The sequence below is a fragment of the Paenibacillus plantiphilus genome (genome assembly GCF_927798095.1).
Classification (GTDB): domain Bacteria; phylum Bacillota; class Bacilli; order Paenibacillales; family Paenibacillaceae; genus Paenibacillus_Z; species Paenibacillus_Z plantiphilus.
Genome location: NZ_CAKMMF010000012.1, coordinates 36947 through 54327, shown reverse-complemented (window position 1 = coordinate 54327; position 17381 = coordinate 36947). Strand labels below are relative to the sequence as shown.

At 49.0% G+C, this 17381-nt stretch carries 12 protein-coding genes; 6 read left to right on the top strand and 6 right to left on the bottom strand.

The window, feature by feature from the left end:
• Nucleotides 1–30 precede the first annotated feature (30 nt).
• Entirely contained in the window at nt 31–864 is an 834-nt protein-coding gene (locus tag L6H65_RS12295) for a transposase (RefSeq protein WP_236342773.1), read from the top strand.
• Nucleotides 865–1002: 138 nt separating this feature from the next.
• Complete coding sequence (locus L6H65_RS12290; RefSeq protein ID WP_236342764.1) at nt 1003–1626, top strand: polymorphic toxin type 44 domain-containing protein; 624 nt, start codon at nt 1003–1005, stop codon at nt 1624–1626.
• Nucleotides 1627–2322: 696 nt separating this feature from the next.
• Here L6H65_RS12290 and L6H65_RS12285 read toward each other — a convergent pair.
• Nucleotides 2323–3561 carry a stalk domain-containing protein gene (locus L6H65_RS12285; protein ID WP_236342762.1) on the bottom strand — a complete coding sequence of 413 codons (1239 nt, stop codon included), beginning with the start codon at nt 3559–3561 and terminating at the stop codon, nt 2323–2325.
• A gap of 538 nt (nt 3562–4099) precedes the next feature.
• On the opposite strand from L6H65_RS12285, the gene L6H65_RS12280 reads away from it, so the two are divergent.
• The 3 genes from L6H65_RS12280 to L6H65_RS12275 all read left to right on the top strand — a co-directional run bounded on the left by L6H65_RS12280 (nt 4100) and on the right by L6H65_RS12275 (nt 7130).
• Nucleotides 4100–4861, top strand: coding sequence for a hypothetical protein (locus tag L6H65_RS12280; protein WP_236342754.1), 762 nt, complete (start codon nt 4100–4102; stop codon nt 4859–4861).
• Between the two features lie 243 nt (nt 4862–5104).
• Nucleotides 5105–5236: a hypothetical protein gene (locus L6H65_RS26575; protein WP_290370403.1), complete on the top strand. Its 132-nt coding sequence runs from the start codon at nt 5105–5107 to the stop codon at nt 5234–5236.
• Between the two features lie 295 nt (nt 5237–5531).
• On the top strand, nt 5532–7130 hold the full coding sequence (locus L6H65_RS12275) for a copper amine oxidase N-terminal domain-containing protein (protein ID WP_236342752.1): 1599 nt from the start codon (nt 5532–5534) through the stop codon (nt 7128–7130).
• Between the two features lie 477 nt (nt 7131–7607).
• Here L6H65_RS12275 and L6H65_RS12270 read toward each other — a convergent pair whose 3' ends face one another.
• The 4 genes from L6H65_RS12270 to L6H65_RS12255 all read right to left on the bottom strand — a co-directional run bounded on the left by L6H65_RS12270 (nt 7608) and on the right by L6H65_RS12255 (nt 14386).
• The gene (locus tag L6H65_RS12270; RefSeq protein WP_236342750.1) at nt 7608–7874 is read right to left on the bottom strand and encodes a hypothetical protein; all 267 of its coding nucleotides are present in this window, start codon (nt 7872–7874) and stop codon (nt 7608–7610) included.
• A gap of 40 nt (nt 7875–7914) precedes the next feature.
• Nucleotides 7915–10938, bottom strand: coding sequence for a DEAD/DEAH box helicase (locus L6H65_RS12265; protein ID WP_236342736.1), 3024 nt, complete (start codon nt 10936–10938; stop codon nt 7915–7917).
• Nucleotides 10935–12509, bottom strand: a complete 1575-nt coding sequence (locus L6H65_RS12260; protein ID WP_236342735.1) for an SWIM zinc finger family protein — start codon at nt 12507–12509, stop codon at nt 10935–10937. The genes L6H65_RS12265 and L6H65_RS12260 overlap by 4 nt, the downstream gene beginning before the upstream one ends.
• Before the next feature lie 128 nt (nt 12510–12637).
• Nucleotides 12638–14386, bottom strand: a complete 1749-nt coding sequence (locus tag L6H65_RS12255) for a sensor histidine kinase (protein WP_236342732.1) — start codon at nt 14384–14386, stop codon at nt 12638–12640.
• Between the two features lie 320 nt (nt 14387–14706).
• On the opposite strand from L6H65_RS12255, the gene glsA reads away from it, so the two are divergent.
• Nucleotides 14707–15642 carry a glutaminase A gene (glsA, locus tag L6H65_RS12250; RefSeq protein ID WP_236342730.1) on the top strand — a complete coding sequence of 312 codons (936 nt, stop codon included), beginning with the start codon at nt 14707–14709 and terminating at the stop codon, nt 15640–15642.
• A 126-nt stretch (nt 15643–15768) separates the two neighbouring features.
• On the opposite strand, the gene L6H65_RS12245 is transcribed toward glsA, so the two are convergent.
• A complete protein-coding gene (locus L6H65_RS12245) occupies nt 15769–17241 on the bottom strand; it encodes a DHA2 family efflux MFS transporter permease subunit (protein ID WP_236342722.1) in 1473 nt (490 codons plus the stop codon).
• Nucleotides 17242–17381 lie beyond the last annotated feature (140 nt).

The following is a 17381-nucleotide window of genomic DNA, read 5'->3' as shown; positions in this document are numbered from 1 at the left end:
TTATGCTTGGCGATCATTCGGGAGGTGGCAATGGACCGTTGGTATTTGTGCAAGGATTTCTTCGTCTTTCTACAGGCGCATGATTTTGATTGGGTGACCAAGGCAAAACGAAACACATCCCTGTACCGCAAGGTCACAGAGGCTGGTCGCCGGGAACGCTATGTTCCCGTATCGCCACGGCAGCTGATTCGTGAAGCGTACAAGCGTCTTGCGGCTGGTAGCGATCTCTCTGCGATTGCGATGGAAGGCATCTATATGAAGCTTCCTTATGAAACGCATGGCCGCAAAGGACAGTTCGTCACCAAACAACGTCTTGTACCGATCGCAGTCGTTGCCGCCATGCGATTGCGTGAAGATACGAACGCAGCAACGGAAGGTGCTGGAGATGAGGACGCAGCGACCTACAAAGGGGCTTACTTGATCTTGAGCAACCGTCATGATGCACCGCTCGAAGCGCTTACCGTTTACGGGAAACGTTGGCGGATTGAGGTTTTCTTTCGGACAGCCAAACAAGAACTTGGTTTTGAACAGTGTCATTCAACCTCCGAAGCTCACCAGCTTGCCCATTTGGAGATGGTCTTCGCGGCCGAAACACTACTCGCCTATGCGTTATGGCAGGTAAACAAAGAAAAAACGAGTGATGAAAGCTGCACCCACGGCGAAATGGTTAGCGGCCTCTTCCATACTCGTTGTCAGGTTCGTAGCAGAAACCACAAGGGTTCTGAACGAATCTACATTGATTTTGACACAGAAGCGCTTCGCTTTTCAAGTCTTATTTCAGCCTACTGGCCAAGGAATCTCGGAATGACCTGGTGGCCGGTTTATTCAAGCATAGATTCTCATCATTACCGATTAATCTCATGAACTGCATAAGTCATGAATCAAATAAACGTTTAGAATAATATATATTAAATTGATAAAATTCCCTCATAAAGGTTGTATTTTCATAATTAATAGTTTATCCTAAAAAAGGAATTAGAAAATTTTAGGAGGATGAGAAGTGTGAAAAAAGTTCTGACTGCAATTGTTAGTTTTGTATTGGTCTTTTCTTTTAGCGTAAGTGTCGCTGCCGCCGCCCCCAATGTTACGACAAGTTTTTCCAAGACAATGAAAAACAACGCGGTTCTAATGGCTTATTATGCATACTGGGATCAGGAGCAGGAAACATACCCCATTGGAACTGGCTTGGAATTTGCAAGTCGTGTGAAATCAAATGGGGTTTGGGATTACAAACAATCCTTTGGCACAACTACATCGTATGTATACAATGGATGGAACACTACTGGTGAAAATCTTGGGAATATGCATTATGGCTACGTAGGAAGAGCATGCGGCTTTGGAAGAACGATGCTTGAATTTATAGCAGGTGCTGTGCAGATCTATTCTGGTACAGCACATGTAGGATGGTATACAACATATTTCGACGATCCCAACGATCAGGCTTGGATTGGAACCGGGATGAACCTATGGGACTGGAACATGCTACCTGCTACAAGTAGCCTTGCAAGAACTAAAATAACAAAAGATGACCCAATGTTCAACATCCTTTCTAAACAAGAAAAAATAGAAATTGAAAGAAAAGCGAAAGCAAATTCAGCTAAGATTCGGGCGAAACAAAAAATATAATTAAGTGAGGCACAAAAAGAGTTGTTTCGAAGCAACTCTTTTTGTGCTTCTTGAGAACTACTCGTGACATCCTCCCCTCATTCAAACAGTTTCCCCATAAATACGATAAAGGAAAGAACAACTGTGAGCAAAAGACCAATTACTACGGTTGTAACACTTCTAAGCGTTGTCTTCCAATCAGATACTCCTACGAAACCAAAAGCCCCAAAAATAAATGAACATGCTGATAGGGCCAGAAGTATATCATACGGATTCACCCCAAGTAATCTTTTCATAAGCGTAAAGAACGAAGTGATACTTAATAGAAAGAACAAACCACTACAGACTAAGACATATACAAATGACCATAAATTAATTCTTCTCTTCAATTTTACACCCCCACCCGTCCGGCATTATTTAAAATCTTAATTTTGTATAGCTAGCCTCTTAGATCCTCTGCAACCTTTTTTTTCTTCCTGAACTTCTCTTGGGAAAGCTCGCCTACCTCTGCCTATGTTTTGGTTCCGACCGGTGGTTTGTTCAATCCTATTGATGACGGAGTAACAGGAATTGATTTCGGTTGTAATTGCAACTACTTCCTCAATCCACTCAACCGTTCTGAAAAGGGGTAGATTTTATCAAGCGGATCTCCTATCTCATCAAAAAATATCGGCACACGCGTCTTTGTCATACCTATTCGATCATTTATCTTCCGAATCAGCCTTCCGCCCTCACGACACTCTCTTCGATCACTTTCCGCTCCCCATCCTTATAAATCCCGAGTCGCCAGAACGCTGCTCCCCTCAGGTCATAGCGTTTGGCGAGGCCAAGCTTGACCGTTACTGTGTCCTCATTCTCGCTATCCAAGGAAATGCCGAGCATTAGCTTGTCCTTCGGAACATCCAGCTTCAGCATCATACGGATCGCCTCGTCCACCTTAGCGATCGGCTCTGGGCCATCCTTCGTATAATCATAGGCCATCAGAATTAGATGGTCGGCTATACGGGCAAGCGATGTATAATCGTAGCCCTTGTAGGAACCATTAGGAGGATGGACAGCAAGCGACAGCTTGACGCCATCCGGCAGCTGCTTATCCAGCAATGCTACATATTCGTTCAGCAGCTTGCGCGGTGTCTCCGGCGCGTCCTTCCAGCCTAGTCCTTCATAATCAAGGACAACGCCTTGAAAGCCTTTGTCCTTCACGGTATTCACGATTGATGTTATCGAATGATCGCGAAGAGCGGTATCGCTGAGCATCTTGGTCAGCTCTCTTTTACCGTCAACAGAATAAACCATTAAGTAAGGGGATACACGATCCGCAGCTGCTTCTTGAATAATAACCTCCGGCGTAATATCTCCGGCTGCCTGTGGCCAACTGTGCACCTTGCCGCTTGTCGTCCATTTGCCGCTCTCATCAATGTGGCTCCAGCCGAAAGCGATCTCATTAAATGAAGGAATCATGTCATACTGATCAAAAGAAGATATTGCGTAGAAGCCAAGCAGCTCCATCTCTCTCTTGGGCGATTCAATAACAACAGCACGGTTCAAACCGTCCCAGCTTACATTGGCGCCGAACTGTCTGCCGAAGAAAGCAAGCGGAATAAGCACTCTTCCCTGCTGCATAACAGGCGCTCCGCTAAGCAGAGCTTCCTTGCCGTTTACAGTCGCTTTCTTGCTGCCAATCCGCAGGATGACATCTGCCGCACCGCCCCTGCCATCAGAGCCTGCTGCTCTTACAGTCTTACTCTTAGCATCCCATACCACAGTCACGCCAAGCGCTTCAGCAATCCCGCGAAATGGAACCAGCGTAACACCGCCAGCAACTTTAGGTTCACTATCTAATGGCAGGGCGAACCCGTCGAGCTGGATCGTCACCGGCTTCGGTTTAACCGACGCTGCATGCGCGCCGCCTCCTCCAATACTGCCAACCGCGAGCAGTCCCGCCAACAACAACATTGCTGTTCTTCCCCTATATTGTCCCATCATATCTCCTTGTCATTTCATAGTTTCATAGACTGATTCCTATTATAACAATAATATAGGGTCAGATCATAGAAAGGGAGATTCGCGGCAAACAGGCACTTACCTCCCATTTGTTGTCCATAAACAAGTGAGCAGAGAGTTCTCTCGACCGTACACCATGACTTTTTCACCAGTCTTTCCAGGAGCATACTCCCTTACAACTTACATTTATCGACAATTTTTATGCAAAATTATGCTACCTTTCTACTATTTACACATTTAATCAGCGAATGTATATTGAAGGCAGGAAACGATTTGGGATACAAAAGTTTCCTTACTTGCGTTATATCAATACATGAGAGAAAGGAGGAATGATGATTTACTGAACCTATCTTAGATGAGAAAGGATGCTGTCAGTAGCGAATATCTGAATTAGCCGAGCCCTTCCGAGGGACGGCGCAGAAGGACCGGATTCATGAACCGAAGATTTATTGAGTAATCCATGATCTAAAAAAGAGGAGAGGATTATGACATGAATTCAATTAAAAAATTATTGACCAGTTTCGTTATGCTCACATTGATTATGGGAGTAGCTTTTGCGGGGTCCGCATTCGCGGCCGGAGAAGTGAGGCTCATTCAATCTGGACTGTACACTGGCGCATATGGTTACGTCGGATTCAGCGGAGAGGTCGAAGTTCAGAATATCGCCCCTACCAAGACAGTGACCGTCCATTATACAACAAACAACATAAACTGGTATTCAAAAAACGCAACCTATATCGGCCCGACAAACGGCTCTTATGAGAAATGGTTATTCACCGTTGCCACAAGCTCCCTGAACAACACCAACCCCGAACTGCACGGTCTTAGCTTCATTAAGTTTTACATTGAGTATAACGTGGCGGGGTCGACATACTATGACAATAATGGCGGCTCCGATTACTACAATGAGCCGTACAGCTTCGGACCTAGCTCCTACATTCTGAACGCACGGAATGTGCAGAGCAACTTCGGACAGGTGACAAGCGGCACCAACTTCAACGGCAGTGCTATTGTCAAAAATCTGGCTTTTGCCAAGACAGTAAAAATCCTCTATACCACAAACAACTGGACGACGACTCAAACCGGCTATGCCTCCTATGCTGGAGCGGCCAACAATTTCGGTACGGTCGAGTACTGGAACTATTCGTTCACGGTGCCTAGCGGCAGTACAGTCAAGTTCAAGATTGAATACACCGTAGGCGGCAGCACCTATGTGGATGACAACTACGGCGCGACGTATACAGCCTTATAATCGCATCAGCAGGGCTGGCTGACCATTCGCTTAGTTCTGCACGATGCGTCCAAGAAATGAGATTAGTGCGACTACCTATACTTTGAAGCACAATCGGCGGCTGAGCAGGTTATTCCCTGTTCAGCCGCCTTTATTATGCGACACGTCATTTCCCAGGCAATGCCCGCCCTTTTCAGCTGCAAAATTTGTCACGCATTAAGTAACCTCATCAGCTGCATCCTATAGACGGTGGAGGTGATACTAATGGCAGGAAGAAACAGCAAACCTGATAATGACGGCCCAGCGTCCAGCCCAGGCAGGCTTGATCAATTCGGCGACAAGAAGGCAGATTCCCCAACAGGAGTGCCTAAGAAGAACAAAGACGGTTGCTGCTAACCAGTACTTATGCTTTTTGCACATCCAGCAGCCGCTGTAGAATACAGGAATATCTATATCTTGTTTCCCCCTTCTTACAGCAAGGCAAAGTAACGCGTGACACGCTGTAAGAAAGGGGAATTCAAGTCAAGTGTTCATAATCAACGTGTTGTTAAATAAGCCTTTCTCTCTATGAATGCGCTTACGATATCCTGACTCTTGTAATCCAATCAGAAGCAAGCTCTGCTTACTTCTACTTTATATAGAAATAGTAACATTAAAGCTTGACTGTTCAAATTTCAAGAGATACCATGTAGTGGAAAAATATAATAATACATGGGGGCATGAAATGAAAAAAACAGTAAAAAAATCAATACTTATCACCTTAATTTTTTCTTTTTTTCTTCTAATTGATTCTAATCCTACAATGGCTATCTCAGAATCGCCAAAAGTGACTATTAATGAAAGAGTAGTTAATGTAACAGAGGATTGGAAAATACCTGCCAAGGATGCATATAAAGCTGAACATGGCTTTACAGATCCTGCTGGCAAGAAGATTTTTTTCCATTACTATAATAATTCCAGAGAGACGGTATTAGCATGTATCGATATAGCAACGGGCCGACTGCTATGGGAGACGAATTTAGGCTACGATATTGCAAGTAAGGCTGACCATGACCATGTATCGCCTGATGATATGATTTATTATAAAATTCGTAGTGAAGATGGTTCCGGAGTGATGTCTGTTAATTCCTTGACAGGTAAAGTGACCCGTAAAATCATTGTACCTAATTCAAAAAATATAGATACCAGATATTTTCTATTAAGCAACAACCAACTTATCGGGGTCACACTGTCAAAAGGCAAATCAAATATTTATTATTACGATAAAACCGGAAAATTACAGAAGCATAAAGAAATTATTGGAACCGTCAATGATGCCGGACCAGGTTATCTATTAGTGGTTTCTGCTAAAGGGTCCACCGTTACCTTTAAGTATGTGGATGAGAAGTTCAAGTTAATAAGGCAATTCGTCCGTAAGGAATCTTCTTGGGGCGGAGAGATGCTCCCTGATGGTTCTTTTCTGATAAGGACAAGCTTGTTTGATGGAAAAAGATACTTCAAAAGCTATATCTATAATCCCGCAGGCAAACTAATCCTAGAAACTTCGGGGACTATATTTGCGACGGGTCATATATTCGTTAGCAATGGTGATTATTATACTGAAGCGAGGGGAGAGCACTATGCCGGCATTAAAAAAAATAAAAACAACAAGATGGAACAAATTCTTACATACCCATTAATAGAAAATTCGCGGAGTTTCGTTCGTATGATGAAAAACCACAATTACGCAATTGTTACCTATTCATTTCATGAATCCAGGCGGTATAGAATCGCTAGTCTATCAACTGAATCCTGGCTGTTCGATATCGATTTAAAAGGTAACAAATATAGTATTGCGGTAGTATCAGATAATGAGTTTCTCATATTAACAGAGGATGCGATACGGAAATATTCAGTCAATGATGCTCTTCATGGCTTCTCGATAAGAGCCAATCCGGATATGAAGGTTTTCTATAATGGAACTCAACTTATTCTAGGCAGACCGCCAATGAGCATTAACGACGTCATTCTTCTTCCCATGAGGGAAGTTTTTGAAGCGCATGGAGCTCAGGTGCTGTGGGACAGTGAACTGAACACCATTACAGCTACCAAAGATTCGATAACCATTAAGATCACTCTTGGGGAACAAAAGGCTACCGTAAATGAAAAAGAGGTTGATATCAGCATGCCTGCTCAAATGATATCCGGGACAACATACGTACCATTAAGATTTGTATCGGAAATTCTCGGCAGCACAGTCGAATGGAATGGGGCAAATAAGCTGCTTACAATTAATAACGCCAGCGAGTAAATTGCGTTGACTTTATAAAATAACTAAAGGGGCAGCTTGTCCTAAAAGGACAGCCTAGTTTATTCAGAAAGTCTAAGTGCATTTCTCGGTGGGGCGGGGCTGCATCAGCCGTCGCTAGAATTTCGAATATCAAGCGTAGCTTACGGTACTAGCCCTGCTGTAACACGGTATTCCCGCTTTGTCGCGATAGATAGCCGAAGGGAATTCTACGACGCGCTTGTCATCTATAAGAAGGTTTTTCAGCCTTACAGCGCAACTCGCTTTATTTTTCCTTGCTGTAACGCGATTTTTCCACCTTACAGCGATAGTCGAAGCGTTTTTACGACGCTTTGCCATTTGTAAGAAGGTTTTTCAGCCTTACAGCGTGCTTGGCTCCACTTTTCCGAGCTGTAACGCGGAATTCCCGCCTTACAGGGAATGTCTGAATTGACTTTCTCAACAGAATGAAAGGGACAGCTTATTTCAGCTGTCCCTTCTTTATTTTGATCGCATACCTGCTACCGCATCCCGAATAGAGCGATAGAATTCCTGCCAATGCGGCGCGGCATCAGCAGGACCTATCTTGTCATTCGGCAACGATTCTTCCCCATGAGCCAATTCCTCTCTTGACTTCAAAGAGCCTGGCGGACGACCTCGACGAGATTTAACCGAAGCCTTTGACGCTGACTCTAATACTGATGCATCTCCCAGCTCCGGTTCAGGTTTACTATCCGATCCCGCATGAATCGTTCCACGATCCTTCAATTGGCCATCACCTCACTCCCAAGCAGTCTTTAGTCTCATCCTACCCTTTAAGCCGGTGCTTCCGCAGCGAGAACAACTCGCGCAGCTCGTCGGTCGACAGCTCGGTGATCCAGTTCTCCGACTGTCCGACTACCTGATCATTCAGCGTCTGCTTGCGCGTGATCATATCGTCGATTCGCTCTTCCAGCGTGCCCAGTGTCACATATTTGTGCACCTGCACATTTCGCGTCTGGCCGATACGGAACGCGCGGTCGGTCGCCTGATTCTCCACAGCTGGATTCCACCAGCGGTCGAAATGGATGACATGATTGGCCGCTGTCAGATTCAATCCTGTTCCGCCAGCCTTCAACGACAGCACGAATGCGCAGCCCGGCTGCCCCTCATCCTGGAAGGTCTGAATCATCTTATCCCGCGCAGCCTTCGGAACCCCGCCATACAAGTACGGCACAGGCAGCTCAAGCCGTTCTTCGAGCAGCCGCTTGAGCGTCTCCCCCATATCAACATACTGGGTAAAAATCAAACAGCGCTCGCCCTCCGCAGCAATCTCCTCCACCATCTCCAGCACCCGCAGCACTTTGTTGGAGCGCTCAGGATCCCATGCATCCTTGACGCCTTCCTTGAGCAGCAGGTTAGGATGATCACATACCTGCTTCAGTCTCGTCAGCGTAGACAGAATAAGTCCGCGACGCTGCATAGCGCCCAGCGACTCCAGCTTGCCGAGCAGCTCCGAGACGATATTCTCATAGAGCGTCCCCTGCTCGACGGTAAGCGACAGGTATGTACGGGTTTCGTTCTTGTCTGGCAGCGCCAGCTGAATAGCTGGGTCTTTTTTCACCCGCCTAAGCATGAACGGCTTCACCCATCGCTGCAGCTCATTAATAAGCTCTGCGTTCCTCTCCCGCTCAATAGGAGCTACTACCGCTTTGCGGAATTCATTCAGGCTGCCCAAATAACCGGGATTCGTGAAATCATAGATCGACCACAGCTCGGTCAGTCTGTTCTCCATCGGCGTACCGGTCAATGCTACCCGATGATTCGAGGGCAGCTTCCGAATGACACCGGATTGCTTCGTGTAGTAGTTTTTAATATTTTGCGCTTCGTCCAGACAAACAACATCCCACTGAACCTGGCATAACTCCTCTTCATCTATCGGAGTCAGAGCATAAGAAGTAATAACGAGATCCGCCTCCGCTGCCGCTGCCGCGAAGCCCTCGCCCCGATCGCGCTTGGGCCCATAATGAACGAGCACCCGCAGATTCGGCGCGAATCGCTCTAATTCCTTCTCCCAGTTGCCGATGACAGAGGTCGGACAGATCAGCAGCGATGGCCCCTGGCCGTGGCCTTGCTCGATATTATGCTGCAAATAGGCGGTGAATTGAATCGTCTTGCCCAGTCCCATATCATCAGCAAGACAGCCGCCAAGCCCGAATCTCCGCAGAAAAGCAAGCCAGGATACCCCTTGCAGCTGATAAGGCCGCAGCTCGCCCTGGAATGATTCCGGCTTCGCCACAAGCGGGAGATCCGCAGACTCGTTCAGCTTGGCAATCCATGCGGCGAGATGCTCGTTCAGCTCTACCTCGGCCTCAAGCGCCTCCATATCCTCCCGCTCCGTCTCCAGCTCAGAGCCGCCGCGCAGGTGCATCTCAAGGACATCGCGCATTGTGAAATCGCGCTTGCCGCCCTTCTTCAGCCACTTGCGGATGCGATCCACATCATCAGGGTCCAGATGCACCCACTGGCCGCCGACACGCATCAGCCGCCGATTCTCCTCCGCAAGCCGCATAAACTCCGCTTCGGTCATATCTACATTGCCAACTGCCAGCTTCCAATCGAAATCAACGATTTGATTCAAACCGAACATCGGCTGCTCCGACGAGCCTACAGAAGATTTCACCTTTGCCTTCAACCGCATCTTGCGGCTGCGCACCGCTTCCCACCAGCCCGGCAGCAGCACCGAGCAGCCTGATGCAAGCAGGCGCACACTGGCATCCTCAAGAAAAGCCCAAGCCTCGCCATCGCTCAGCTCTGTCTTGATCCCATCTCCCGCCCGCTCGAAATCGAATCCGGCTTCGGATTCGGATTCGGATTCGACCCAATCTGGCAGCGCCGCAAGCCATTTAGCCTCCTCCTTGCTCATCCGCTCCGCAAAGTAAGAACGCCACTCTTCAGGCGCTTCGGCAGGGAGCTGCCAACGAAGCGGCATCGGCTTCCTGGCAGAGGCTGTCACTGATTCGCCAGCAAAAGCTTCTGCATCCCCTGTCTGCATGCCGAAGCTCGCTCCATCCGCATGCCAGTCCCATGCTGCCTCCGCGCTTCGCTCCAGCGTCACCCAGCTGCCGCCCTCGGCACGGTCCTGAATCGCAGGGCGAAGCCTCCAGCCCGCTTCATCATCCGGTTCAAGCAGCTGAAGCGCGGCACGAAAAGGACTATGATCCTTCCTCAGCCCAATGGACACCAGCCAATCCTCTTCATCGGCAGCTTTCATCATCATAGCTCCGATGCCCGCATCCGCTACCGTCTTCGCCCATGAAGCAGCAATCGTGGAGTCGTTCCCGATAAGCTCCTCCACCGCTTGGCTGAGCCAGCGTCTGACTGCCCCTTTATCCCCCTGTGCCTCCAGCCTGGGAGCAAGCTCATCCAGACGGGCAGTAGCATCCGGCTCTGTATCCGGCACGGCAAGCTTCCACGCTCTCGTATCTTCAGACCAGCCGGACCAATCCGGCATGTACCAGCCGTTCAATAATGCTTCTCGGAGCAGCTTGGCTAGCTCCATAAGGGGCAGGGCCCGTTCGCTCCATTCGACCTTAACCAGACGCACCGGCTCTGGAGCGGCCAAATAATCCAGCGCCAACAGCGGAGACATCGGCAGCTCCTTGACCAAGGAGCGCTCCTCTATCCGTTCCTCGATTTCCGCTCCGTACCAGGAGGGCTCATGCCATGCGAACAGCAGATGCCGCACTCTATGCGCCAAGCTCGATGCATTCGGCACTGTAAGCACGATGCCTTCTCCATCCTTCCAATATACGTCCACAACAACCTTTTCTGAACCCGTAAAGCCTCTCATGTAATGATCTTTCCTCTCCAGAGCTCTTCCTGCAGCGCCCGCAATCGATGATGCTTGCGAACGATACCGTCCACAAAACGACTCCACTTATGCAGCTGCTTCTCCGCGCGATACAGCCGTTCCAGCTTCTTCATCTGTTTCACCGCATGCCGATACCCTTGCCGATTGCGCGAACGAATCGCGGTATCGATCGACTGGTGATAGAGCGGTATAAGCGACTGCGGCGCAATCTTGGCCATCTCGCGAACAACGCTAATATCAAGATCCTCAGGCTCAATTCCGAGCAGCAGCTGCAAGTCTGTCCACTTCTCATACTGTTGCCTCTCCACCCAATGGTCAGTCAGTGCTGAATAGGAATTCGGCAGAAAAGCGATCAAATACTGCTGCCACGCCGGATTGTCCGGCTGCCGTTCGTCGGCGGCCCGGCACATCGTCAGAAAAGGTCCAAAAGCTCGGGATTTGCGCTCGACAGCTAATCCGCCGTACAAATAATTCATCCAGCTATTTAGCTTCGTCCAATTGTTCTCCTCCAACCGAAGAAGCGCACAGTCGCATGCCAACAGCACCGTTCGATTGAATACCGTCTCTTCGAGCAGAGCAATGGCTTCAAGATCACGCTGATCTACAAAAGCAAGAAAGGCAATTGCCATCGGGAAGAAGAAGCTCTGACGTCCCGCAGCCCTGGCCTCCTCCAGCTGGGCCGTTAACCAGCGTTCTTCCTCTGCACGCCACTCTGCATCTGCAATCAGGCGCGACCATAAGGCAAAATACATCGCTTCCCATCGATGAAGCTGCACTTCCCTATCCATATCCCGGCCATGAAATAATCGAAGCAGGCTCTCAACGGCTTCGCGCTCCTCAATAGACAGCGCATGGGGATCGAGCCCCTCCGCAAGCTCATAATATTGCGATATCCAAGGCTCTGTCATCCTTGTGTAGGCCATTTCGTAATAATAGCGGCTATAGCTGTCTGTTGCAGAATAAGCCTTCTCCGCCTGCTCAACGACGAATAGAATGGCATGCATCCAATGAATGCGCCGGACGCGCTCATCCCATGCCTTCGACAATGCCTTTAGCGCTGTCAGTACATTTTGCAGCGGATGAAGCGAATGCCGGCATAATCTCCAGGACTCGCCATGCAGCCGCTCCATCTCCTCCAGCCAATCAGCAGCGTGCGTTCGCGACGGCTTCTCCTTGACAACAGTTTCCTTTTTAACAGCTTCGACAAAAACCAGCTCACCGCCATAAATAAGGCGATTGTACACCTCATCAGGACTCTTGCCCGTTTCGTTATAATATGCAAAAAAAACAGCAGCCATGTGCTTGCAATAGCCATGGAATGGACAAGTGCACGTACTGTAGCTGAATTCATCTCCATCCAGCGTAACAGCATACATCGCGCTCCCGCGCACTGTTCCATAAATCGCCGATCCATTCATCACCTGAACCGATAGCACCTTGTCACGACGGTAATAGTCCCAGCCCCGCTCCAGCAGATGCAGCGGTATCCTATCAGCCAGCACACCCTCCATCCTTTGAAGCCGTTCAGCATCCAGCTGAAAAAAATCCATTCCCGTCGCCCCCGTTCTACTCAACATCCCTTTATTATATCAAAATAAAGGACTCCTTGCTGAGACTATTCCGTCTCCAGCAAGAAGCCCTTCCATTTCATTCCGTATCAAAGACCACAGTCCATCCATTAATGAGGAATTCGGATAATGAACGAAATCCAGTCCTCCTCATTCTGCACGATCTTGACCGTTCCTTTATACTGGTCCACAATCGATTTCACAATCGCCAGCCCAAGTCCGTTATGGGCTTCGTTCTTCGTGCTGTAGCCCGGATCGAAAATCCGATGATCGTCCAGCTGCTCACGATTATCACAAATATTATGGACGACAAACTCCAGATAGCCCTCCTGCTGACAGCCCTTTACAGTCACGCAGCGCCGTTCCTCCGCATAGCTCTGCACCTCATCGAACGCATTATCAATTAAATTGCCCAGCATCCGGGTCAAATCGAGCGATTTCACCCCAAGCTCCAGCTTGTTTATATCCGTGAAGTCGGCCTTGAATTGAATTTTCAACGGCTCTGCCTGCGAGATCTTCGAACGAATCAGCGCTGCAATCGCAGGATTGCCAATGTTGATTATATCGTTCATCTGGCGAATCTCGCCAGTCAGCTCCTCCGTGTAGCGCATCAGCTCATCAATCCTGTTCATCTGAGCGAAGGAATGAATCATTTGCACATGGTTCATGAAATCATGCCGCTGCGCCCGAATTGATTGGAACAAACCGTTCACTTCGTCAACGTAAGTTTCCTGCGCCTTTCGAACAAGCTTGTCCTCTGATTTGCGATGCGAGGCGAAGGTTAGATAAAGCACCAGCAGGCTCAATAAAGTTACAATCGCTACAATAATGCCAATATGGACGAGCTGCTTGTCCAGCTTGTCTTGAATAGACTTGTAATCCGCAACAAGCGTCAGAATGTAACGGTCAATCGGATCGCCGTTCTCATCGACCATGCTTGCTACCTTATTATCGATAGAGACAGGGATATAGAGCTTAATGACATGTTTGTCCTTCAGCTCTGTGTCCAGCCAAACATACTCATCCTTTATATGAGCAAGCCGCACATTGTCCTTGTCGCTCTCATGCTTATATTCATTCGAACCGCTGATGATCGGCTCCTGCGTCATATGCTTCAGCACTTCGCCCTTTTCCGTCACAGTCGTTGTCGGTCCCAGCGGGAAGGTGTGCGGATTGATGACGGATATTTCCAGAATGCTGCTGTTCTCATTAAGCGTACGCGATATGAGATGGCTCACTCCCGTTTTCTCATCATATTGCTGCTGCCTGCCATCGTAGCTGATATAAGGATCAATAATATAATCCGTTGTCCCATCGTAATAATAGCCCCACTTATTCACCTTGCTCGTGTCGGAGCTTGAGAATTCGAATGGCCCGCTCCAGAAATGGTCCAGTGTCTGCCCCCAGTCAATCGTAACGCGGCTTTCATCGAACAGCTGTGTAAAAGCGTCATACCAAGGGTCCCATGTCTTGGTCTGCAAGCCGATCTGCCCGGGGTCCGATGATTTGGCGAGAATAATATTATCCGGCGTTCGCTGCAGCAGCGTGATATCGAGCAGATCAAGCTTCTCCCGCAGCTCGGCAAGCTGTCCATTCGTTACCTTGTCCAATTGCGGATTGAGCGCGAATTGCGCAGCAATAGAAGCTGCTCTCAACTCACGTCCGATTTGCTCCTGATACACTTCAGCCCCGCTTCTGGACAGCTCGATTGAAATTTCAATTTGCTTGGCAATCGACTCCAGCTCTTGACGGAGATTGCTCTCCAGTGAGTTTTTCGTTGTAAAATAATAAATAGTGTTATTCACACCAAGTATGACGGTCATTAGAATAACCGCCAGCAGCCAAACTTTCCGACTCATGCGATAAACTCCCTCGGTCGCGAATAGATCCCCATAATAAGCTTCTACGACAGTATGAATGATTTTCACAGTCAGGACAATGATAGAAATGCACAGTTATGGAAGGGATACCACCCTTCATCCTGACATTACCTGTTATGCCCTCGGGAAGGAATGTATCGCTTGATTCAGCTTTATATATGCCTGCCAATCGCCCGGAAGAGAATGGGATGTCGCGGATCATGAGGCAAACCATCCAGTTGTCTGCCGTCCCCTTGCTAAATATCCCAAGATCGCCGTAAACTGAGTATAATGAGATCCACTATGGAGGTCGATGCACAATGCTGGAACATATAGAAGCCCGCCTCCCCGGATGGCTGGAGGCGAGCCGCAAGCGCGCGGCGGAAGGGCAGGTTGCAGCCTACATACCTGAGCTTGCTAAAGCCCCGCAGGATGCGCTCGGCATTACTGTAATCGGGCCTAGCGGAGAAACTGTCTCGGCTGGCGATCCCAATATGCGGTTTACCCTGCAAAGCATATCCAAGGTATTCACGCTGCTGCTTGCATTCATCGACAACGGTGAAGAGGCGGTCTTCTCGAAGGTGGGCATGGAGCCGACCGGCGATGATTTCAATTCAATGCTCAAGCTGGAGCTCGTTGAACCGGGCAAGCCCTTCAACCCGCTTATTAATGCAGGCGCCATTGCTGTCACTTCGCTCATTCATGGAGACACCCCTGCTGAGAAAACTGCGCGTATATTGCAATTTTTCCGCACAGCGGCCGCTGACCCTGCTTTAACTTACAACGAGAACGTCTATCGCTCGGAATCGGCGACAGCTCATCGCAACCGTTCATTAGCCTATTTTCTAAAGGATAATGAGGTGCTTGGGGAGGAGGTCGATGTCGAGGAGGTGCTGGATGTTTACTTCAAGCATTGCTCCGTGGATGTGCATGTAGGCCATCTGGCGCGAATGGCGTTGGTTCTCGCCTTTAATGGAAGGGATCCAGTTACTGGACAAGCGCTCATCCCTCGCCGCTATGTGCAAATTGCCAAATCCTTCATGCTCACCTGCGGCATGTACAATGCCTCTGGCGAATTCGCCATTCGCGCCGGCATTCCCGCCAAAAGCGGCGTATCTGGCGGCATTCTCGCTCTCGTGCCCGGACAATACGGCATCGGCGTCATCGGGCCTGCGCTCGGTCGCAAAGGCAATAGTACAGCCGGCGTTCATCTGCTGGAGACGATGTCCGAAGCGTTTGACTGGAGCATGTTCTAAAGTCGAGTCGGCAGCAGCAACACTGTCTGACCTATTCATACAGCACAAAAGCACAACAGCACAAAAGGCCAACCAGCTATTTCTGCCGGTTGGCCTAATCTAAATCTTACGAAGGCTGTCCCTCCGTTAACCCATATGCATCATCATTTCCGGCTGTTGATCATCCAGACCATCCTTAACACGTTTAGGTCTGTTCAATATGATCGCCAGCAATCCGCCGCCCACAGCTATACCCGTCAGCACCAGGAAAGTATCTCCGAACGATAGCGAGTACAGCTCAAGCTCGGAGGTCGCGGTTGGTCCATAGAGCTTCATCTTGCTGGCCAGAATCGTAGCGAGACCGGCTATGGCGAAGGATGACATGACCTGGCTTGCAGCATTGGTAAGCGATGAGACTCGGCTAACCAAATTTCTCGGCGCTGATTGCATTAGATGCGTATTGAGCGGCATCATCGACAAGCCCATGCCTGCGCCAAGAAGCGATAGCGGGACAATAATCATCCACAAGCCGGATTCCGCATTCACCTGCGACAGAATGAACGAAGCAACCGTTACCAGGCCCATACCGGTAAGAACTAGCGGCCGAGCGCCGATTTTGTCATACAGAATACCCGATATCGGCATGAACAGCCCTGCGGCCAAAGCCTGCGGCAGCATAATCAGCCCCGTGTCGAATGCCGTGTAGCCCTTGGCATCCTGCAGGAACAGCGGCACGAGGAACATCGTACCGAATAACGCTATTTGCGATATCCACTGTACAACGATACCTTTGGAGAAATCCATCGATTTGAACACGCGAAGCTCCAGAAGCGGCTCTTTGCGATTCAACTCTACAACAATGAATAGAATCAGCGCGACAACCCCGACACTGATCGCGATAATCGTCTTGGGTGCCGTCCAGCTTGTTGCACCCTCTGTAACCCCGTAGGACAAAGCTGCGAATGCCAGCGGCGCCAATATAATTCCGAACTTATCCAGTGAGGCGACAGCCTGACGCTTAATAACAGGCAACGTGCGCATCCCAAGCAGAATCCCGACGATACCAATCGGAATGTTGATCAGGAAGATCCATTTCCAGCTTGCATAATCTACAAGCCAGCCTGCTACTACCGGACCAAGCGCAGGAGCGAGCAGAATCGGGATACCCATCATTCCCATGACCGCTCCGACCTTCTCAGGCGGGCTTAAGCGGTATGTAAACGCCATTGCAATCGGCATAACCATACCTCCGCCAAGTCCTTGAAGAATACGGTAAATAACCAATTGCTCCACCGAAGTTGCCAATGCGCAGAGCAGCGAGCCTACCGTGAACAGGAAGACCGATGTAAGGAAAACGCGCTTCGCTCCGAAACGGTCAGACAGCCAGCCCGCAAGCGGGATAACGGCAGCTTGTGCCAGCGCATAGCCTGTAACTGTCCATTGAACAAGCTGATATTCTACGTTGAATTCAGTCATTAAACCGGGAATCGCGACATTGACTGCTGTTCCATCCAGAATGACCATGAAGAGTCCGACAATAATAGCTGCTAGCGGAGCCAAAATTTGACGAATGGAGAACGGCGCACCACTTTCATTAACCGGTGCTTGTTGTGCTGACATTGAATTTCCTCCTACCCATTATGCCTATCAGCTTCCGATATCCTCCGCAAACGAAAACGTTCTGCATGCAGAAGTCCAGCATTGACCTCCCCATTGTTCGAGGGTACAATTAGAGCGCTTGAAGTTAATCGCAGCTTGAT